Below are 15,957 nucleotides of genomic sequence, written 5' to 3'. Positions count from 1 at the left end.
TGACCCATGCGACGAAATAATAGGTTCTCAACCGGTAAGGGGCATGCTTAACTCAACTCAACAAAAAAACTTAGGGAGAAGAATATGGCTCAGGTCTCGATGACCGTTAACGGTAAGGCCGCGTCTGGCGATGTGGAGGGGCGCACGCTTTTGTCGTCATTCCTGCGCGATACGCTGGAACTGACAGGCACCCATGTAGGATGCGATACCAGCCAATGCGGCGCATGTGTTGTGCATGTGGATGGCGAGGCGGTCAAAGCGTGCACCATGCTTGCCGCTGAAGCCGCAGGTTCTGAGGTCACAACCATCGAAGCCATGTCGAATGCGGATGGTTCGTTGAGTGTCATCCAGCAAGCGTTTCAGGATCATCATGGGTTGCAGTGCGGTTTCTGTACGCCGGGCATGGTGATGAGCGCCGCAGCGCTTTTGAAAGAAAATGCAAACCCGACCGAGACGGAAATTCGAGAATACCTGGAGGGCAATATTTGCCGCTGCACAGGGTATCATAATATCGTCAAGGCGATCATGGCCGCTTCGGGTCAGGATGTAACAACAATCGCTGCAGAATAAAAACTGATGATCCAGGGTGGCCTGAAAGCCCACCCTACAGAGGATCGCACCGTAAGGTGGGCTTTCAGGCCACCGCTTTTCAGGGAGGAATAAAATGCCAAAAGATGGAGGCATCGGCGCCAGCTCAAAGCGCCGCGAGGACATCCGGTTTTTGACCGGTGAGGGAAATTATACAGACGACATCAACATTCGAGGGCAGGCGCATGTGTTTTTCCTGCGCTCCGATATTGCGCACGGTACGATTTCGTCAATCGATACATCTTCAGCCGAAGCCATGGCAGGCGTTGTGAAGGTTTTCACAGGTGCCGATTTTGAAGCCGTTGGTGGGATGCCATGCGGCTGGCAGGTGACGGACAAACATGGCGAGCCGATGCAGGAGCCGCGCCACCCCATTCTGGCACATGGCAAGGTGCGCCATGTTGGCGAACCCATCGCCGCCGTTGTTGCGGAGACATTGGAGCAGGCGCGCGACGCCGCAGAAGCGATCACCGTTGACATCGACGAACTGCCGGCGGTGGTTGATATGAAGTCGGCGGTCGCAAGTGATGCACCAAAAGTGCATGATGATCTGACGTCAAACCTTTGTTACGATTGGGGTTTTGTTGAGGAAAACAAGGCCGCGACGGATGAGGCCTTTACCAAAGCGGCCCATGTCACGACGCTTGAACTGGTCAACAACCGTCTTGTCGCCAATCCGATGGAACCGCGTGTAGCGGTCGGCGATTATGCCCGCGGCACCGACGATCACACGCTTTATACCACGTCGCAAAACCCGCATGTCATCCGCCTCTTGATGGGCGCGTTTGTGTTGGGCATCCCCGAGCACAAGTTGCGTGTTGTCGCCCCGGACGTGGGCGGCGGCTTCGGCACCAAGATATTCCATTATCAAGAAGAGGCTTTTGTGACCTTCGCGGCCAAAGCCTGCAACCGCCCGGTGAAGTGGACGTCCAGTCGCTCTGAGGCCTTCATGTCTGACGCGCACGGTCGCGACCATGTGACCAAGATCGAACTGGCGCTGGATGCAGAGAACAACTTCACGGCCCTGCGCACGGATACCTATGCGAACATGGGCGCGTATCTCAGCACCTTTGCACCTTCGGTGCCAACGTGGCTTCACGGTACCTTGATGGCGGGCAATTACAGAACGCCGCTCATCTATGTGAACGTCAAAGCGGTGTTTACCAACACTGTACCTGTCGATGCTTATCGCGGAGCCGGTCGTCCCGAAGCGACGTTCCAACTGGAACGGGTGATCGACAAGGCGGCGCGTGAACTGGGTGTGGACCCGATTGCGCTGCGCCGTCAGAATTTCATTACCCAGTTCCCCTATGCCACTCCGGTGGCCGTTGAGTATGACACGGGCGATTATCCTGCCACGATGGACAAGCTTGAGGAATTGGGCGATCTGTCCGGCTTCGATGCGCGCCGTAAAGCCTCTGAGGCCAAAGGCAAATGGCGTGGTTTGGGCATCAATTGCTACATCGAGGCTTGCGGCATTGCGCCGTCCAACCTTGTGGGGCAACTCGGTGCGCGCGCAGGCCTATACGAATCTGCGACAGTACGGGTCAATGCCACCGGCGGTCTGGTTGTCATGACCGGCAGCCACAGTCACGGGCAGGGTCATGAAACCGCCTTTCCACAGGTCATCGCAGAGATGATCGGGATAGACGAAAACATGATCGAAATTGTGCACGGTGATACCGCCAATGCGCCTATGGGAATGGGCACCTATGGTTCCCGTTCGCTCGCGGTAGGTGGTTCTGCAATGGTGCGCGCCACAGAAAAAATCATCGCCAAGGCCAAGAAGATCGCCAGCCACTTGCTGGAAGCCTCGGAAGATGACATCGAGCTCAAGGACGGTGCGTTCAGCGTTGCAGGGACGGATAAATCCGTCGCCTGGGGGGATGTGACACTGGCCGCTTATGTGCCACATAACTACCCGCTTGATGACATCGAACCGGGTTTGGAAGAAACCGCATTCTATGATCCGAGCAACTTCACCTATCCCTCAGGCGCTTATGCTTGTGAGGTCGAAGTGGACCCGGATACCGGTAAGGTGAGCATTGAACGCTTCACCGCTGTCGATGATTTCGGCAATGTGGTGAACCCGATGATCGTGACCGGTCAGGTCCATGGGGGGCTGGCCCAAGGCATCGGACAGGCGTTGTTGGAAAACTGTTCGTATGACGAAAACGGCCAGTTGCTGAGCGCATCCTATATGGATTACGCGATGCCGCGCGCCGATGACGTGCCGTTCTATGCGGTGGATCACTCCTGTCAGACACCTTGTACGCACAACCCCTTGGGCGTGAAAGGCTGTGGTGAGGCGGGGGCGATTGGCTCACCTCCATCGGTTGTGAACGCTGTGGTGGATGCGCTGCAATCAGGCGGCAAGGACGTGACGCATATCGATATGCCACTGACGCCTTCGCGTGTCTGGGCAGCAATGCAGTGATCTGAAAAGGCAGGACCGGGACATGATGGCCTGGACCTGCCGCGATATTTCTGACTGCAAAACGCGGCGCGTTTATGTGGTCAAAGGAAAGGACGAACGATGTATTATTTTGATGTAGAAATGCCGGGCTCCGTGGCGGATGCCGTTTCTGCCCTGGGGCGCGAAGACGCCCAGGCTTTGGGTGGCGGGCAGACGCTGATCCCGACGTTGAAACAGCGCCTTGCCAGCCCCTCGGTTCTTGTGAGCCTTTCGGGCATTACCGAAATGAAAGGCGTGTGCACGGGCGATGATGGACAGCTGTGCATCGGGGGGGCCACAACCCATGCGACGGTGGCCAAGGATGCGGCTGCCAAATACCCAGGGCTTGCAGATCTTGCCAGCCATATCGGGGATCCGGCCGTGCGCAATCGCGGCACCATTGGCGGCAGCCTTGCCAACAATGACCCCTCGGCGTGCTATCCGTCCGCGGCACTCGGATCGGGTGCAACAATTGTTACGAATTCCCGCTCGATTACTGCGGATGACTATTTTCAGGGCATGTTCACAACCGCTCTGGAAGAGGGTGAAATCATCACCGAAGTGCGTTTTCCCATCCCGCAAGCCTCCAACTACCAGAAATTCCTGCAACCCGCCTCACGCTTCGCACTTGTTGGCGTTTTTGTCGCGAAGTTTGCAGATGGTGTGCGGGTTGCCGTGACAGGCGCGTCCGAGGAGGGTGTGTTCCGCTGGGGCGAGGCCGAAGCAGCGTTATCGTCAGATTTCTCTGCCGGGGCCATTGATGGGTTGACGCTATCGGGGGACACTATGATCAACGATCTGCATGGCACCGGTGCCTATCGCGCTCATCTGGTCGGCGTTATGACCAAGCGGGCCGTTGCCGCCGCAGCTTGATTTAAATGAACGAAATCAGAACGACCGGGGCGAAATCTCCGGTCGTTTTTTTATGCCTACTGCAAGGCGTTGGGCAAGAATAAAGCAATGCTGGGAAAGGCGATCAGCAGGAACGCCATGGCCAGCATGGTCAGGCAATAGGGCAGCGCGCCCAGCATCACCTCATTGAGGCTTCCGGATTTGCGCGCACCCTGAACCACATAAAGGTTCAGGCCTACGGGCGGCGTGATCAGCGCCATTTCGATCAATACGATCATTAGGATGCCGAACCAGATCACATCATAACCTTGGGCAATCACAAGCGGCACGATGATCGGAATGGTCACGACCATCAGCGACAGGGTTTCGATGAAAAAGCCCAGCACTATGTAGAGCACGACAACCACGAGGATCGTCTTGAGGGGCGTAAGACCAAGTCCGGTCATGAAGTCGGTCAACTCGCGTCCCAGACCGGCCGACGCCAGCGTAAAGTTCAAAAAGGAGGCTCCAATCACAATCAGCATGATCATTGAGGTGATTTTGACTGTGCCCGTGAGGCTTTGCGTGAGCATGGACCAGGAAACACCGCCAAAGGCCAGCGCGATGACCAGCGCCCCGGCGACCCCGACAGCGGCGGCTTCGGTGGGTGTGGCCCACCCGAGATAGATCGAGCCGACGATCAAACCAAAGAGGATCAGGATCGGAATGAGGTCGATGAGCGCACGCAACATTTGTGGAAATGGGAAAGTGCGGCGCAGACCGCCCAGATCAGGCCGGATCACACAGATAAGTGCCGTGATCGCCATGAAGGCCAGCGCCAGTGCGATGCCCGGGATCAACCCGGCGAGGAATAGCTGTGGGATCGAGGATTGGGTCAGGAACCCATAGACGATCAGGTTGATTGAAGGTGGGATCATGATGCCGAGGGTGCCACCGGCCGCGATCGCCCCGGAAAAGAGTTTAGGATCATAGCCCAGCTTTTCGGCCTGTGGCATGGCGACGGTCGCCACAGTTGCCGCGGTCGCCACGGAGGACCCAGAGGTGGCAGAAAACATCGTAGCCGTGGCGATGTTGGCGTGCACCAGCCCGCCGGGCAACCATGAGACCCAACGATCCAGAGCGGCATAGGTGCGAGTCGCCACGCCGCTGCGCACCAGAATCTCGCCCAGAAGCACAAAAAACGGAATGGCGATCAAGGTCGCGGAATTGGAGGACGACCACACCATATTGCCGAGGCCGCGCGTGAGCGGGAAGCTGGAGAAGAATACATCGATGCCAAAGCCCAACAGAAATAAGACGATGCCCACCGGGATGGACAGGGCCAGCAGGCCAAGCAGGCCAATGGAAACATAGGTGATCATTGCAACGTATCCTGTTCGGCAAAGGCGCCGACAAATTGTTCGGTCTCATCAAAGCGGCGTTTGAGCAAAAGGCTGAGGGCTGCGAGGGTTGTCAGGCTGGACATCACAGCAAACCAGACCCAACCGGCAAACCAGGGCAGTTGCACAAGGATCAGCGGTGTTTCGAGCGGTGTATTGGCGCGTGATCCATTGGTAAGGGAGCGTTCCACCACCGGCCATGCTTTGATCGCGATGGTGATCACCACGCCTGACATCACGATCATGGAAAACACATCAAACAAGCAACGCCCGAAGCTATGCGCCCGGGTGCGCAGCAGGTCAATGCGCACATGTCCCAGTTCCAGCAAGGTGTAGGACATGCCCCAAGAGGTCGCGAGCGCCATGGCATATCCCGCGATCTCCTCGGTGCCCCCAAGCGACGTGCCGATCTGGCGCATGATGATATCCGTCAGCACGAATGCCGCACAGAGCAGAAGGCCAAAACCAACCAACAGGGCAACCCCTTTGTTGATCCTGCGCAGGCTCTCTATCATCTTCAGTTCCATAATCGGCATGCCCCTTTGGATTTGTCGCTTAGTTGATGGTGACGCCGACCACTTTACCGACGCTGTCATTCCAACGCGCCGCCCAATCGCCACCGGCACGTTCAGCCCACTCTGGCAGCACTTCGCTGGTCAGAATGTCGCGGGCACGCTCGAAATCCGCATCGCTCACATCCACTAGCGTCATACCGCGCGCATCGCCAGCAGGGCAGTCGCCATTGCCGGTCAGACAGGCAATGTCATTGACCAGTGCGTCTTGCGCGCTGGCCCATGCAAGGTCCTCAAAGCCGGATTTGACTTGCTCTGTAATCAGGCTTTGCGCATCAGCATCAAGGCTGTTCCACTTGTCCATGTTGATCGCGGTCACGACCGAGTCCCAACCACCCAGTGGGATCGGCAGCAGATGCGTAGACACTTCCCACCATCCCGCGCTATATCCCGATCCCGCTCCGGTGACCGCGCAATCAACCACACCGTTTTGCAAGGCGCCGGGAACTTCCGAGAAGGATACGTTCACGCCTTCAGCGCCAAGCGCCTCCAGCAGTTTCGCTGTCATACGGCCAGAGGCCCGCACCTTTAACCCTTCAAGGTCAGACAGTTGCGAGATGTCGTGATTGCAGAATACCACCTGCGGCGGGTAAGGCGCGATGGCCAGAACATGCGAGTTGAACCGGTCACGGTAAATATCCGACACCATTGGACGGGCGGCATCGACCATGGCGCGGGCCTCGTCCGCTGACAGTGCCAGAAGCGGTACATCAAGTCCTTCAAGTTCGGGCGCATCGGCCACGGCGTAATCCGCAACCGTCATGGCCACATCATAAACGCCCTGTCCCAGCAGAGGGTAAATATCACCCAATCCCAAACTCATTTGGTTGTGCGTGGTCAGTTCCACATTGAGGCTGCCGCCGGAGGCTTCTGGCAGGGTGGTACTCCAGAAGGGTGCTTCATATTGATTGTGCAGGGGAAGGCTGGACCAGCTGCCGACCACGGACAGGTCCTCGGCAAAGCTGGGAGCGGCAAGCGCCGTGGTGGCGATCAAAAGGGTTAGAGTGCGTTTCATAGTAGATCTCCTTGTCGTATCAGTTTATTTTTAGAATTGTTGTTTCGGCGTCCTCAGCCACATCCGCGATCAACATGTGACCGGGCGAATGGGTGATGCAAATGGGCAGTTTCGCGTCCAGAAGAACGTTTTGAGGGGTCACGCCGCAGGCCCAGTAGACCGGGATTTCACCCGGTTTGATCTCCACCGCGTCGCCCCAATCGGGTTTGGAGAGATCGGCAATTCCGATCTGTCCGGGGTCGCCTACGGCAATCGGCGCGCCATGCGCTTGCGGAAATCGCGCGCTGATCTGGCGGGCCTGATCGACCAGTGCTTTTGGGATCGGGCGCATGGTAACGACCATTTTTCCCGCAAATGGACCGGCAGGCGTGAGATCAATGTTAGAACGGAACATCGGGACGTTCTTGCCCGTCTCGATGTGACGCACGGGGATATCGTCACGCATTAGCGCATTTTCAAAGGTAAAGGAGCATCCCAAAGCCACCGTCACCAGATCGTAAGTCCAGATGTCCGAGATATCCGTGACTTCCTCACTCAACTCGCCATTTCGGAACACGCGATATTTGGAAACATCACTGCGGATGTCGATATCATGACCAAGGGTCGGCAAATAGGGATCACCGCTGTCACCAACGCCCACCAGTGGACAGGGTTTGGGATTGCGTTGGCAGAACCTTAGAAAGTCGAGCGCGTAATGTTCGGGCAGAATGGCGAGGTTGCACTGGAGTTTGCCCGGTGCCAGCCCGGCCGTGTGACCCGTATAGGAGCCTGTGCGAATGGCATGACGGACATCCACCGCAGATGCGGCGCGCAGTCGGGAGTGTGACATGGGTGTGAGGGTCATATGGGCGGCCTTTGCAAACGCCCGTCAATCTTCACATATTAAAGATATTTCATACAAATTATCATTTTGTATCTATTGTGATAGATAATTTAGATCAGCGCGGGTGGGCGTCATCCCAGGCCTGCGCAATGTCACGGGCAATTTCAGCGCTGTCCTCAACCAGAAAACTGCGGGGTTCTGACAAATAGGACGCCGTGAACTGCAAGGGCTGCGCACGCACACCGGGATCAAATTCGACGATCTGTCCAGAGGTCAAAAAATCATTGGCCAAAGCGCGTGGATAAGGGCCCACGGCCACACCGGCGGCAATCATTTTCAAGCTGGCCGAAAGGGAGGCAGAGGTAAAAACACGCGCCTTTGGGCCGACGGTGCGGGATAATTCAGACAGCAATTCGCGGTAGGGGCGCGTTTGGCTGGAGTAGGAAATGACCGGGATGACGCTGAGATCGGTCTGTTCGTTCCGGGTCGAGCGGTACCAATGCAGATCAAAGGCGGGCAGGGGGAAATTCTCCACGGAAAATTCCGATATCGGTCCCATGAGAAAGGCCAGATCAAGCCGCCGTTCAAGCAATGCGGCGCGCAGGTTGATCGATATATCCACGGTCAGATCGACATTGACCCGTGGATAACGTTGGCTGAAGGCCTTCAGAAATTCCGGCAGCCACGCCTGAGCGATGGTTTCCGAAGCCCCGACACGAAACAGACCTTCGGCTTCTGACGGATTGGCCACGCGCTGTTTGATTTCTTCTTCGACAAACAACATCTGCTCGGCATAAGATAACAGCAAGGTGCCGTGCTTGGTCAGAACCAAAGACCCATGCCCGCGTTCGAACAAGGGCACGCGTAATTCGTCTTCGAGGTTGGAAATACGTGTTGAAACAGCGGGTTGGGACAAATGCAACCGTTCAGCTGCCTTGCGAAACCCGCCCAACCGGGAGACCCAGAGAAAAGTGCGGATCTGATCAAATGTCATGCCTATCCATATTATGAATTGGATGGCCATTGAAGTGATAAATTTTTTGCGTTCAAGCAATGCCTGCGCGTCATGGAAAACGCCCCGACCGCAAAGCCGAGGCGTTTATGCATCACAGCAATTTCAGTCGCCTATTTGGGCAAAGGTCCGATCAACATGACCATCTGACGGCCTTCCATCTTTGGAAAGTTTTCGACCCGTCCGACGTCTTTGGTGTCTTCTGCGACCCGCTCCAACAACTCGCGACCCAGATTCTGGTGCGCCATTTCGCGACCCCGGAAGCGCAGAGTGATTTTCACCTTGTCGCCGTTTTCAATGAACTTGAAAACATTGCGCATCTTCACATCATAATCATTGGTGTCCGTATTCGGACGGAATTTGACTTCCTTGATCTCGATGATCTTCTGCTTTTTGCGCGCTTCAGCTTCGCGCTTTTGTGTCTCATACTTGAACTTGCCAAAATCCATGATTTTGCATACCGGCGGATTGGCATTTGGCGATATTTCCACCAGGTCCAATCCGGCGTCATCAGCCATTTCCATGGCCCGGTCTGGCGATACAACGCCAACATTTTCGCCATCAGCACCAATCAGGCGGATTTCTGAGTTACGGATTTTTTCGTTGACGCGGGGGCCTGTTTCACGTTGGGGCGGCGCGTTATGCGGTCTGCGAGCGATGATTGTCGTCCTTGCCTAGTTCATGTTTATAGATCGTTAAAGTAACCGCGGGAAAGCGCCACTTCAAGCCGGAATTTAGGCTGGAATGAGCCGAATGGAACAGATTTCCCCGTTATTGGTTTTATCCCACAGGAGCACTAGGCGATACCATGCTCAATCATGCGCCTGTGAAATCTGCGGGTGGCTACAAAAGGAAGCAATCAAAATGAAAAATCTGATATGGATCTTGGTCGCAGGCGTTATCGCTGTTGGCGGCTATTTCTTGATCACTGGTCAACAGCTTAGTGAGGTTGCGCAAGAAGTTGAAGAAAGCGCGCCAGTGGCTGCAGGTGACGCGGTCGAGGCCGTCGAAGACGCGTCCGAAGCAACCGCTGAGGCGGCAAGTGAAGCCGCGACCGCAATCGAAGAAACAGCGGCTGAGGCGGGCGAAGCCGCGGCCAGCGCGGCGGGTGATGTGGCCACTGCGACCGAGGACGCGGTGAATGAAGCCGTTGAAAGTGCCACAACAGCCGCAGAAGAAGTGGGTACAGCTGTCTCGGACGCAGCCACAGAAAGCGTTGAGGCGATCACTGAAACCGCAGAAGCGGCGAGCGACGTCGCGACGGAGGCAGCAACTGACGCGCAGGAAAGCGTGAACAGTTTGATCGATGAGGCAACGTCGACGACCGAAGACACGGCGGCCGTGGAGACTAGTGTGGATAGCATCACAGAAGAAGCAGCCACCGGGGCAGAGGAGGCCGTGACGCAAAGCGCAGAAACGCTCGAAGTGGCGTCAGAAGAGGGTGTTGCAGCCCTTGATGCGGCAAAACAGGCGGATGCTCTGACGGTCGAAGGCTTTGATTTTGCGAAGGTCAGCGATATGATCGACAACTCCGACTTGGCGACGTCGCAGAAACTGGTGCTGACTAATGCTGTCAAACAGGCTCAGGACAATCCTGAACTGTTGCAAGCGGCTCTGACGCAATTGCGCAGCGCTTTAGGCGTTCAATAAGAACAGCAGAAGGGCGTGGCTTTGTGTCATGCCCTTCTTTTTCTTGAGGCCGTGGCCTAACCCACGAAGGCTTTTTCCACGACATAATGTTTGGGATCGGAGTTTGCGCCTTCTTCAAGCCCGAACCCTTCCAGAATTTCCTTGAGGTCGGTGTTCAATCCCATCGACCCGCAGACCATCGCGCGATCCGTTTCAGCTGAAATGCCGTCGATGCCCAAATCCGCAAAAACCGTACCGTCTTTCAGTAATGTGGTGATACGCCCCATCTTGGGTGACGTTTCGCGCGTCGTGGTTGGATAATAGGTCAGCTTCTTCAGGTTTTCCTCACCCAGAAGCTCGCCCATCATCTCATCAGTGCGCAGGTTGTCGATCAACTGACGACCGTATTCAAGTTCCGCCACATCCCGGCAGGTATGCGCGATGATGACCTGATCGTAATCCTCAAAGGTTTGGGGATCCCGAAGCAAGGACGCAAAAGGCGCAAACCCGGTGCCGGTTGCAAAAAACCACAACCGTTTGCCCGGCAACAAGGCGTCATGCACCAATGTGCCCACGGGCTTGGGGCGCAGGATGATCTCATCACCGGGTTGGATATGTTGCAGCTTTGAGGTTAGCGGACCGTCCTGAACCTTGATCGAATAAAATTCCAATTCCTCATCCCAGGACGGGGAGGCGATGGAATAGGCGCGCAGCAGTGGTTTTTGCTTGCCGGTTTCTGGATGCGGATCACCCATCAGCCCGATCATCACGAATTCCCCGGACCGAAACCGCAACGACGCAGGCCGCGTCACGCGAAATGAAAACAGCCGGTCCGTCCAGTGCTGAACGGAAGTCACGGTCTGCGCGTCGGGCAGGGTTGGCACTTTTACGGCGGCGGCTTGGGTCACAGGTGTTTGCTCAGTCATGAATATGTCAACGCAGGCTTACACCTGCGTTTCCCTTTTAGAAAGAAATATGGATGGGGGAAAGGTGTCAATCAGCCGCGTAAGCGGGACTGATAGTTGTGATCCTTCCAGTTGGAACGGAATTGCCATTGATCCTGGGGTTGGCGCGCGGCGAGTTCCTCCGAGATTTCGACCTCATCAAAGCCAGACCTGCGCGCCATGGCGTATTGATCTGCCAGGACATGGCCGCGTGCGCGCAACCGGCCCGTAAACCCGCGCAGCCGCAATTGTTGCGCAATCGTAAAGCCGCGCCCATCGGCGGAGGATGGGAAATCGACGCGGATCATATGCAGCCCTTCGCACAGCGGGATATCGGCCGGGTCTGTATCTGAGGGTACGTCCAAAGCGGTTGCATCATTGGCCGCCTCCAGCGTGATGAAAGGCTCAACCCAGTCGTCTTGAGTGAAACCGGTGTCTTTGACGAGAATGCTCATACGGAGGCTCCTGTGCGGATCATTTTACCATTGACGAAGTGGATGCCACATTCGTCTTTTTCTGTGTTGCGCCAGCGGCCTGCGCGCGTGTCTTCGCCCGCAGCGACAGGGGAGGTGCAGGGCGCACAGCCAATGGAGGGGTAGCCTTGAGCGACCATCGGATGACGCGGCAGGCGGTTTTCAGCGATGTAATCGGCCACATCGCCGGGTTGCCAATAGGCAAGCGGATTGACCTTGATGCGGTCGGTGCCTGCCTCGACCTCAAAGAATTCCAATTCAGCCCTTTTGCCCGACTGGAACCGTTTGCGCCCGGTGATCCAACCGCCATGGGAGGCCAGTGCGTTTTGCAAAGGCTGCGTTTTGCGCAGGGCACAACAGGCGTCTGCATACCTCTGGTGCAGCGTGCCATGCGGATCACGGGAGGCATTGTTCTCATTTCGCAGAATGCGCAGATTGCGCAAGCCGAGGCGTTCAGCAACCTCCTGCTGATAGACAAGTGTTTGCGTGAACAGCATTTCCGTGTCGATAAACAACACAGGCACATCGCGGTCCACCATGGCTGTCAGGTGCAACAAAGCGACCGATTCCGCGCCAAAGCTCGACACCAGCGCCAGATCGGGCACTTCGCTCAAGGCCACGCGCAGCACATCCGTCGCACTGTGATGGCGGAGCTGATCATTCAGCTGCGCCACCTGTGTGCTCAGATGCGATTGGGGTGCGCGATCAAGCGGCATTGGCCCGGGCCTCTGGATACAGCGCGGCCTTGAAGGGGGCCAGACCCAACCGGCGGTAGGTGTCCAGAAATGTCTCCGCAGGTTCAGAACGCAGATCCAGATAGGCCATGACCAGACGTTCGATCGCCGGGATGATGTCATCTGCGGAAAAACCGGGACCAGCACGTTCCCCGATCGCGGCGTTTTCTGTGCCGTCACCGCCCAGAGTGATCTGATAGCTTTCGACACCCGCACGGTCCAAACCGAGAATACCAATATGACCCACATGGTGGTGGCCGCAGGCATTGATACAACCCGAAATCTTGATCTTCAGCGGGCCAACGTCATGCTCAATCTTCAGCTCATCAAAGCGTGTCGCAATTTCCTGTGCAATCGGGATCGACCGGGCGGTCGCCAGCGCGCAGTAATCCATGCCCGGGCAGGCGATGATGTCCGAAATCAGACCAATGTTCGCCGTGCCCAGACCCGCTGCACGCAGCGCCGAGTAGATTGAGGGCAGGTCGTTCTTGTGAACATGCGGCAAAATCACGTTCTGTTCGTGGCTGATGCGTAACTCATCATGCCCATAACGTTTCGCCAGATCGGCCATCAGGCGCATCTGAGCTGATGTGGCATCCCCCGGCGTTGCGCCATGTGCCTTGAGGCTGATGGTGACGATGGCATAACCCGGGGCGCGGTGCTCGGACAGGTTTGTATCCGCCCAACTGCGAAACGCCGGATAGTGTTGGCGCGCATCTTCGTAGTCCTGTGTCGCTGCACTGCGAAATTCAGGCGCGGCGAAATCGGATTCGATACCGGCCAGCATCTGCTGATCGACACCGCCGAATTGCGGACGGATCAGGGCAAAACGCTCCTCGACGCGCGCACCAAAGTCTTCCAGGCCATTCTCATGCACGGTGATTTTGATCCGCGCTTTGTATTTATTGTCGCGCCGGCCCAGCAGGTTGTAGACGCTGACGATGGCCTCAAGATAGGGCAACAGGTCTTCGCGCGGCAGGAAATCCCGCAACACTTTGCCGATCATTGGCGTGCGGCCAAGACCCCCACCGACAATGACCTCGAAACCTGTAGCACCGTCGCGTTCCACCATGCGCAGGCCGATATCATGCGCCTTTGTCACAGCACGATCATTTTGCGATCCGGTCACAGCCACCTTGAATTTCCGTGGCAGAAACTGGAATTCTGGATGATCCGTGGACCATTGTCGGATCAATTCCGCAACCGGGCGCGGATCGGCGATTTCGTCGGCGGCAGCCCCGGCGAAATGGTCCGCCGTCACGTTGCGAATGGTGTTGCCCGAGGTCTGGATCGCATGCATCTGCACCTCACCTAATGCATCGAGCATGTCAGGCACATCGCGCAGCTCGGGCCAGTTGTATTGAATATTCTGGCGCGTGGTGAAATGGCCATAACCCTTGTCCCACTTGTCCGCGATATCTGCGAGCACATGCATCTGGCGGCTGTTCAGCGTGCCATAGGGAATCGCGACGCGCAGCATGTAGGCGTGCAATTGCAGATACAGACCATTCATCAGGCGCAGCGGCTTGAATTCATCCTCGGTGAGTGATCCGTCAATACGACGTTCAACTTGCGAGCGGAACTGTGCATTGCGCTCTTTGATAAAGGCGGTGTCAAAGTCGGTGTAATTATACATGTGCTTTCACCTCTTGTTTGCCATGGGCGTAGTTGGACGGGCCGCGTGCGCGGAAGTCTTCGCGAAAATGTGTGGGTTTGGGGGCTGCGCCGCTGATGTCGACATCAGCCAGGTACACGCCGACCACCAATTCCTGTTGCTGGGAGGCATCGATCAGACGCAGGTCTGCATCTGCCTCATCGGTCAGGACTTCCGCCTCCTCCAGATTACGGCTCCAACCAGAGACGGTCTGATAGATGACGTCGCCTTCAAGCAAGGCGTTGGCGGTCACGACTTTGGGGGTAAATGCGCGGGGCATCAGAGCGCCTCCTGTGAGTGCATGGGGGGAGAATAGGGATCGGCTTCGTGCAAACGTGCTGCAGCGGCTTCGCGCGGTGCGAGGCCATAAAACGTCAGCGCGGGGCCAGACATGTCGGCGGCGGACAGGGCGGCGGGCAGCGCATCCAGCGTGGTGTCCAGAATGCGCTGTTCAGGGCGCGAGGCATTTTCGATCACGGTGACCGGGGTGTGGCGGTCCGCGCCGTGCATGATCAGACGTCCTTGGATGAATCGCGCTGATTTCTTGCCCATGTAGATGGCAGCCACCTGTCCGGGTTGTGCGAGTGTGGCCCAGTCGTGATCCGCAAACCCCTTTGTGTCATGTCCGGTCAGGAACCTGACAGACGCATTGCGCCCACGTTTGGTCAGGCTCTGCCCGATCTCGGCAACAGCAGCCGACGCCGACGTGATGCCGGGGACGATACTCCAGCCGATGTTATGGGCATCTACGGCATCGATTTCTTCATCCAGACGTCCGAAAACCGTCGCATCGCCAGATTTCAACCGTACGACCTGCGCACCTGCCAACCCGTGTTCCACGATCAGGGCGTTTATGTCTTCCTGCTTCATCGAGGGGCCAAACCCCTCCTTGCCCGCATCAATCATCACCGCCTCGCGACGGGCTAATTCAAGAATGGGCTTGCTGATCAAACGGTCATAGATCACCACATCAGCTTCATCGAGCACGCGGCGGGCCTTCATGGTCAACAGATCCGGATCACCGGGACCGCCGCCGACGAAGTGCACATGGCCGGGACGCGACTTGCGATCCAGATGATCGCTCAGCAAATGATCCAGCGCTTCGTTCACGCCATCCTCGCCGCCGGTGATCGCTGCGGGGCCAGCTTTGAAGTAATACTCACGCCAGAAATCGCGGCGCGCACGGCCAAAGGGCAGCGCATTAGCGGCTTTGCGAAACGTCTTGCCGATACGCGCCAGCGGTCCGAGCGCGGCGGGCAGGCGGGTTTCCAGATCGGCTTTGATCGCGCGGGCCAGCACCGGCGCCGCGCCTTCGGTTCCGATCGCAATGGTGACGGGATCACGGTCCACAATCGCCGGTGTGATGAACTGACTGTCCTGAAGATTGTCGACAATATTCACCAGTGCGCCGTCGGCCCGCGCAATCATGGAGGTGCGGGCATCTTCCTGGGCGTCCTCATCAGCGGCGTAAAACAGGGCGGCACAAACGGTATCACCCGGTGCCATTGCCCGTTGTACCAAAGTCAATTTGCCTTGATCCGCCCACTGCATGATTTCTTGCGCAGCATCGGTGCTAAACACGGTGATATGTCCCGTGCTCTTCATCAGCAGGCGCAATTTGGCCAGTGCGGCCTCACCACCACCAGAGACCACGATACGGCGACCATGTACGCGCAGGAAGATCGGGAAATGGTCCATGGGTCTCGGCCTTTCAGAAATACCTGTCCTTAATATAGGAAATATTCCCAGTTATTTGCTAGGTACATGTGTTGATAAGGACACTTGTTCTAATTAGGGTGAAAAATGGAATAATGGACCACATATAGG

The 15,957-nt window shown here is 56.8% G+C and carries 16 protein-coding genes; 4 read left to right on the top strand and 12 right to left on the bottom strand.

Going from position 1 to position 15,957, the window contains the following annotated elements:
- The first annotated feature begins 84 nt into the window (after positions 1-84).
- From R8G34_03415 to R8G34_03405, 3 genes are all read left to right on the top strand, one after another.
- The gene (locus R8G34_03415; protein ID MDW3221926.1) at positions 85-570 is read left to right on the top strand and encodes a (2Fe-2S)-binding protein; all 486 of its coding nucleotides are present in this window, start codon (positions 85-87) and stop codon (positions 568-570) included.
- 94 nt (positions 571-664) lie between these two features.
- The gene (locus tag R8G34_03410; GenBank protein ID MDW3221925.1) at positions 665-3,025 is read left to right on the top strand and encodes a xanthine dehydrogenase family protein molybdopterin-binding subunit; all 2,361 of its coding nucleotides are present in this window, start codon (positions 665-667) and stop codon (positions 3,023-3,025) included.
- Positions 3,026-3,124: 99 nt separating this feature from the next.
- Entirely contained in the window at positions 3,125-3,916 is a 792-nt protein-coding gene (locus R8G34_03405) for a xanthine dehydrogenase family protein subunit M (protein MDW3221924.1), read from the top strand.
- A gap of 56 nt (positions 3,917-3,972) precedes the next feature.
- On the opposite strand, the gene R8G34_03400 is transcribed toward R8G34_03405, so the two are convergent.
- From R8G34_03400 to infC, 6 genes are all read right to left on the bottom strand, one after another.
- Positions 3,973-5,256 (bottom strand): TRAP transporter large permease, encoded by a 1,284-nt coding sequence (locus tag R8G34_03400; GenBank protein ID MDW3221923.1) that lies wholly within the window; start codon positions 5,254-5,256, stop codon positions 3,973-3,975.
- A complete protein-coding gene (locus R8G34_03395; GenBank protein ID MDW3221922.1) occupies positions 5,253-5,801 on the bottom strand; it encodes a TRAP transporter small permease in 549 nt (182 codons plus the stop codon). Before R8G34_03395 ends, R8G34_03400 begins: the two co-directional genes overlap by 4 nt.
- 28 nt (positions 5,802-5,829) lie before the next feature.
- Positions 5,830-6,861, bottom strand: coding sequence for a TRAP transporter substrate-binding protein (locus R8G34_03390; GenBank protein ID MDW3221921.1), 1,032 nt, complete (start codon positions 6,859-6,861; stop codon positions 5,830-5,832).
- Positions 6,862-6,880: 19 nt separating this feature from the next.
- Positions 6,881-7,705 carry a putative hydro-lyase gene (locus R8G34_03385; GenBank protein ID MDW3221920.1) on the bottom strand — a complete coding sequence of 275 codons (825 nt, stop codon included), beginning with the start codon at positions 7,703-7,705 and terminating at the stop codon, positions 6,881-6,883.
- 94 nt (positions 7,706-7,799) lie between these two features.
- Positions 7,800-8,678 (bottom strand): LysR family transcriptional regulator, encoded by an 879-nt coding sequence (locus tag R8G34_03380; protein ID MDW3221919.1) that lies wholly within the window; start codon positions 8,676-8,678, stop codon positions 7,800-7,802.
- A gap of 131 nt (positions 8,679-8,809) precedes the next feature.
- Complete coding sequence (infC, locus tag R8G34_03375) at positions 8,810-9,268, bottom strand: translation initiation factor IF-3 (GenBank protein MDW3221918.1); 459 nt, start codon at positions 9,266-9,268, stop codon at positions 8,810-8,812.
- Positions 9,269-9,560: 292 nt separating this feature from the next.
- On the opposite strand from infC, the gene R8G34_03370 reads away from it, so the two are divergent.
- Entirely contained in the window at positions 9,561-10,346 is a 786-nt protein-coding gene (locus R8G34_03370) for a translation initiation factor 3 (GenBank protein ID MDW3221917.1), read from the top strand.
- 56 nt (positions 10,347-10,402) lie between these two features.
- Here the strand turns inward: R8G34_03370 and R8G34_03365 are convergent, their stop codons facing one another.
- From R8G34_03365 to cysG, 6 genes are all read right to left on the bottom strand, one after another.
- Positions 10,403-11,251, bottom strand: a complete 849-nt coding sequence (locus R8G34_03365; protein ID MDW3221916.1) for a ferredoxin--NADP reductase — start codon at positions 11,249-11,251, stop codon at positions 10,403-10,405.
- Between the two features lie 71 nt (positions 11,252-11,322).
- Complete coding sequence (locus R8G34_03360) at positions 11,323-11,724, bottom strand: DUF934 domain-containing protein (GenBank protein ID MDW3221915.1); 402 nt, start codon at positions 11,722-11,724, stop codon at positions 11,323-11,325.
- Complete coding sequence (locus tag R8G34_03355) at positions 11,721-12,458, bottom strand: phosphoadenylyl-sulfate reductase (GenBank protein MDW3221914.1); 738 nt, start codon at positions 12,456-12,458, stop codon at positions 11,721-11,723. Before R8G34_03355 ends, R8G34_03360 begins: the two co-directional genes overlap by 4 nt.
- Positions 12,448-14,112 carry a nitrite/sulfite reductase gene (locus R8G34_03350; GenBank protein ID MDW3221913.1) on the bottom strand — a complete coding sequence of 555 codons (1,665 nt, stop codon included), beginning with the start codon at positions 14,110-14,112 and terminating at the stop codon, positions 12,448-12,450. The genes R8G34_03355 and R8G34_03350 overlap by 11 nt, the downstream gene beginning before the upstream one ends.
- Positions 14,105-14,410: a DUF2849 domain-containing protein gene (locus R8G34_03345; GenBank protein MDW3221912.1), complete on the bottom strand. Its 306-nt coding sequence runs from the start codon at positions 14,408-14,410 to the stop codon at positions 14,105-14,107. Before R8G34_03345 ends, R8G34_03350 begins: the two co-directional genes overlap by 8 nt.
- On the bottom strand, positions 14,410-15,828 hold the full coding sequence (cysG, locus tag R8G34_03340; protein ID MDW3221911.1) for a siroheme synthase CysG: 1,419 nt from the start codon (positions 15,826-15,828) through the stop codon (positions 14,410-14,412). The genes R8G34_03345 and cysG overlap by 1 nt, the downstream gene beginning before the upstream one ends.
- Positions 15,829-15,957: the final 129 nt, after the last annotated feature.

It is taken from the genome of Paracoccaceae bacterium (assembly GCA_033344815.1).
Classification (GTDB): domain Bacteria; phylum Pseudomonadota; class Alphaproteobacteria; order Rhodobacterales; family Rhodobacteraceae; genus Roseobacter.
Note: the sequence above shows the minus strand (reverse complement) of the source record. Positions and strands in the feature narration are given on the sequence as shown.

What these genes read in the sequence shown, in the direction of transcription:
- R8G34_03415 (MDW3221926.1), top strand. Translation starts at nt 85, where the DNA reads ATGGCTCAGGTCTCGATGACCGTTAACGGTAAGGCCGCGTCTGGCGAT.
- R8G34_03410 (MDW3221925.1), top strand. Translation starts at nt 665, where the DNA reads ATGCCAAAAGATGGAGGCATCGGCGCCAGCTCAAAGCGCCGCGAGGAC.
- R8G34_03405 (MDW3221924.1), top strand. Translation starts at nt 3,125, where the DNA reads ATGTATTATTTTGATGTAGAAATGCCGGGCTCCGTGGCGGATGCCGTT.
- R8G34_03400 (MDW3221923.1), bottom strand. Translation starts at nt 5,256, where the DNA reads ATGATCACCTATGTTTCCATTGGCCTGCTTGGCCTGCTGGCCCTGTCC.
- R8G34_03395 (MDW3221922.1), bottom strand. Translation starts at nt 5,801, where the DNA reads ATGGAACTGAAGATGATAGAGAGCCTGCGCAGGATCAACAAAGGGGTT.
- R8G34_03390 (MDW3221921.1), bottom strand. Translation starts at nt 6,861, where the DNA reads ATGAAACGCACTCTAACCCTTTTGATCGCCACCACGGCGCTTGCCGCT.
- R8G34_03385 (MDW3221920.1), bottom strand. Translation starts at nt 7,705, where the DNA reads ATGACCCTCACACCCATGTCACACTCCCGACTGCGCGCCGCATCTGCG.
- R8G34_03380 (MDW3221919.1), bottom strand. Translation starts at nt 8,678, where the DNA reads ATGACATTTGATCAGATCCGCACTTTTCTCTGGGTCTCCCGGTTGGGC.
- R8G34_03370 (MDW3221917.1), top strand. Translation starts at nt 9,561, where the DNA reads ATGAAAAATCTGATATGGATCTTGGTCGCAGGCGTTATCGCTGTTGGC.
- R8G34_03365 (MDW3221916.1), bottom strand. Translation starts at nt 11,251, where the DNA reads ATGACTGAGCAAACACCTGTGACCCAAGCCGCCGCCGTAAAAGTGCCA.
- R8G34_03360 (MDW3221915.1), bottom strand. Translation starts at nt 11,724, where the DNA reads ATGAGCATTCTCGTCAAAGACACCGGTTTCACTCAAGACGACTGGGTT.
- R8G34_03355 (MDW3221914.1), bottom strand. Translation starts at nt 12,458, where the DNA reads ATGCCGCTTGATCGCGCACCCCAATCGCATCTGAGCACACAGGTGGCG.
- R8G34_03350 (MDW3221913.1), bottom strand. Translation starts at nt 14,112, where the DNA reads ATGTATAATTACACCGACTTTGACACCGCCTTTATCAAAGAGCGCAAT.
- R8G34_03345 (MDW3221912.1), bottom strand. Translation starts at nt 14,410, where the DNA reads ATGCCCCGCGCATTTACCCCCAAAGTCGTGACCGCCAACGCCTTGCTT.
- cysG (MDW3221911.1), bottom strand. Translation starts at nt 15,828, where the DNA reads ATGGACCATTTCCCGATCTTCCTGCGCGTACATGGTCGCCGTATCGTG.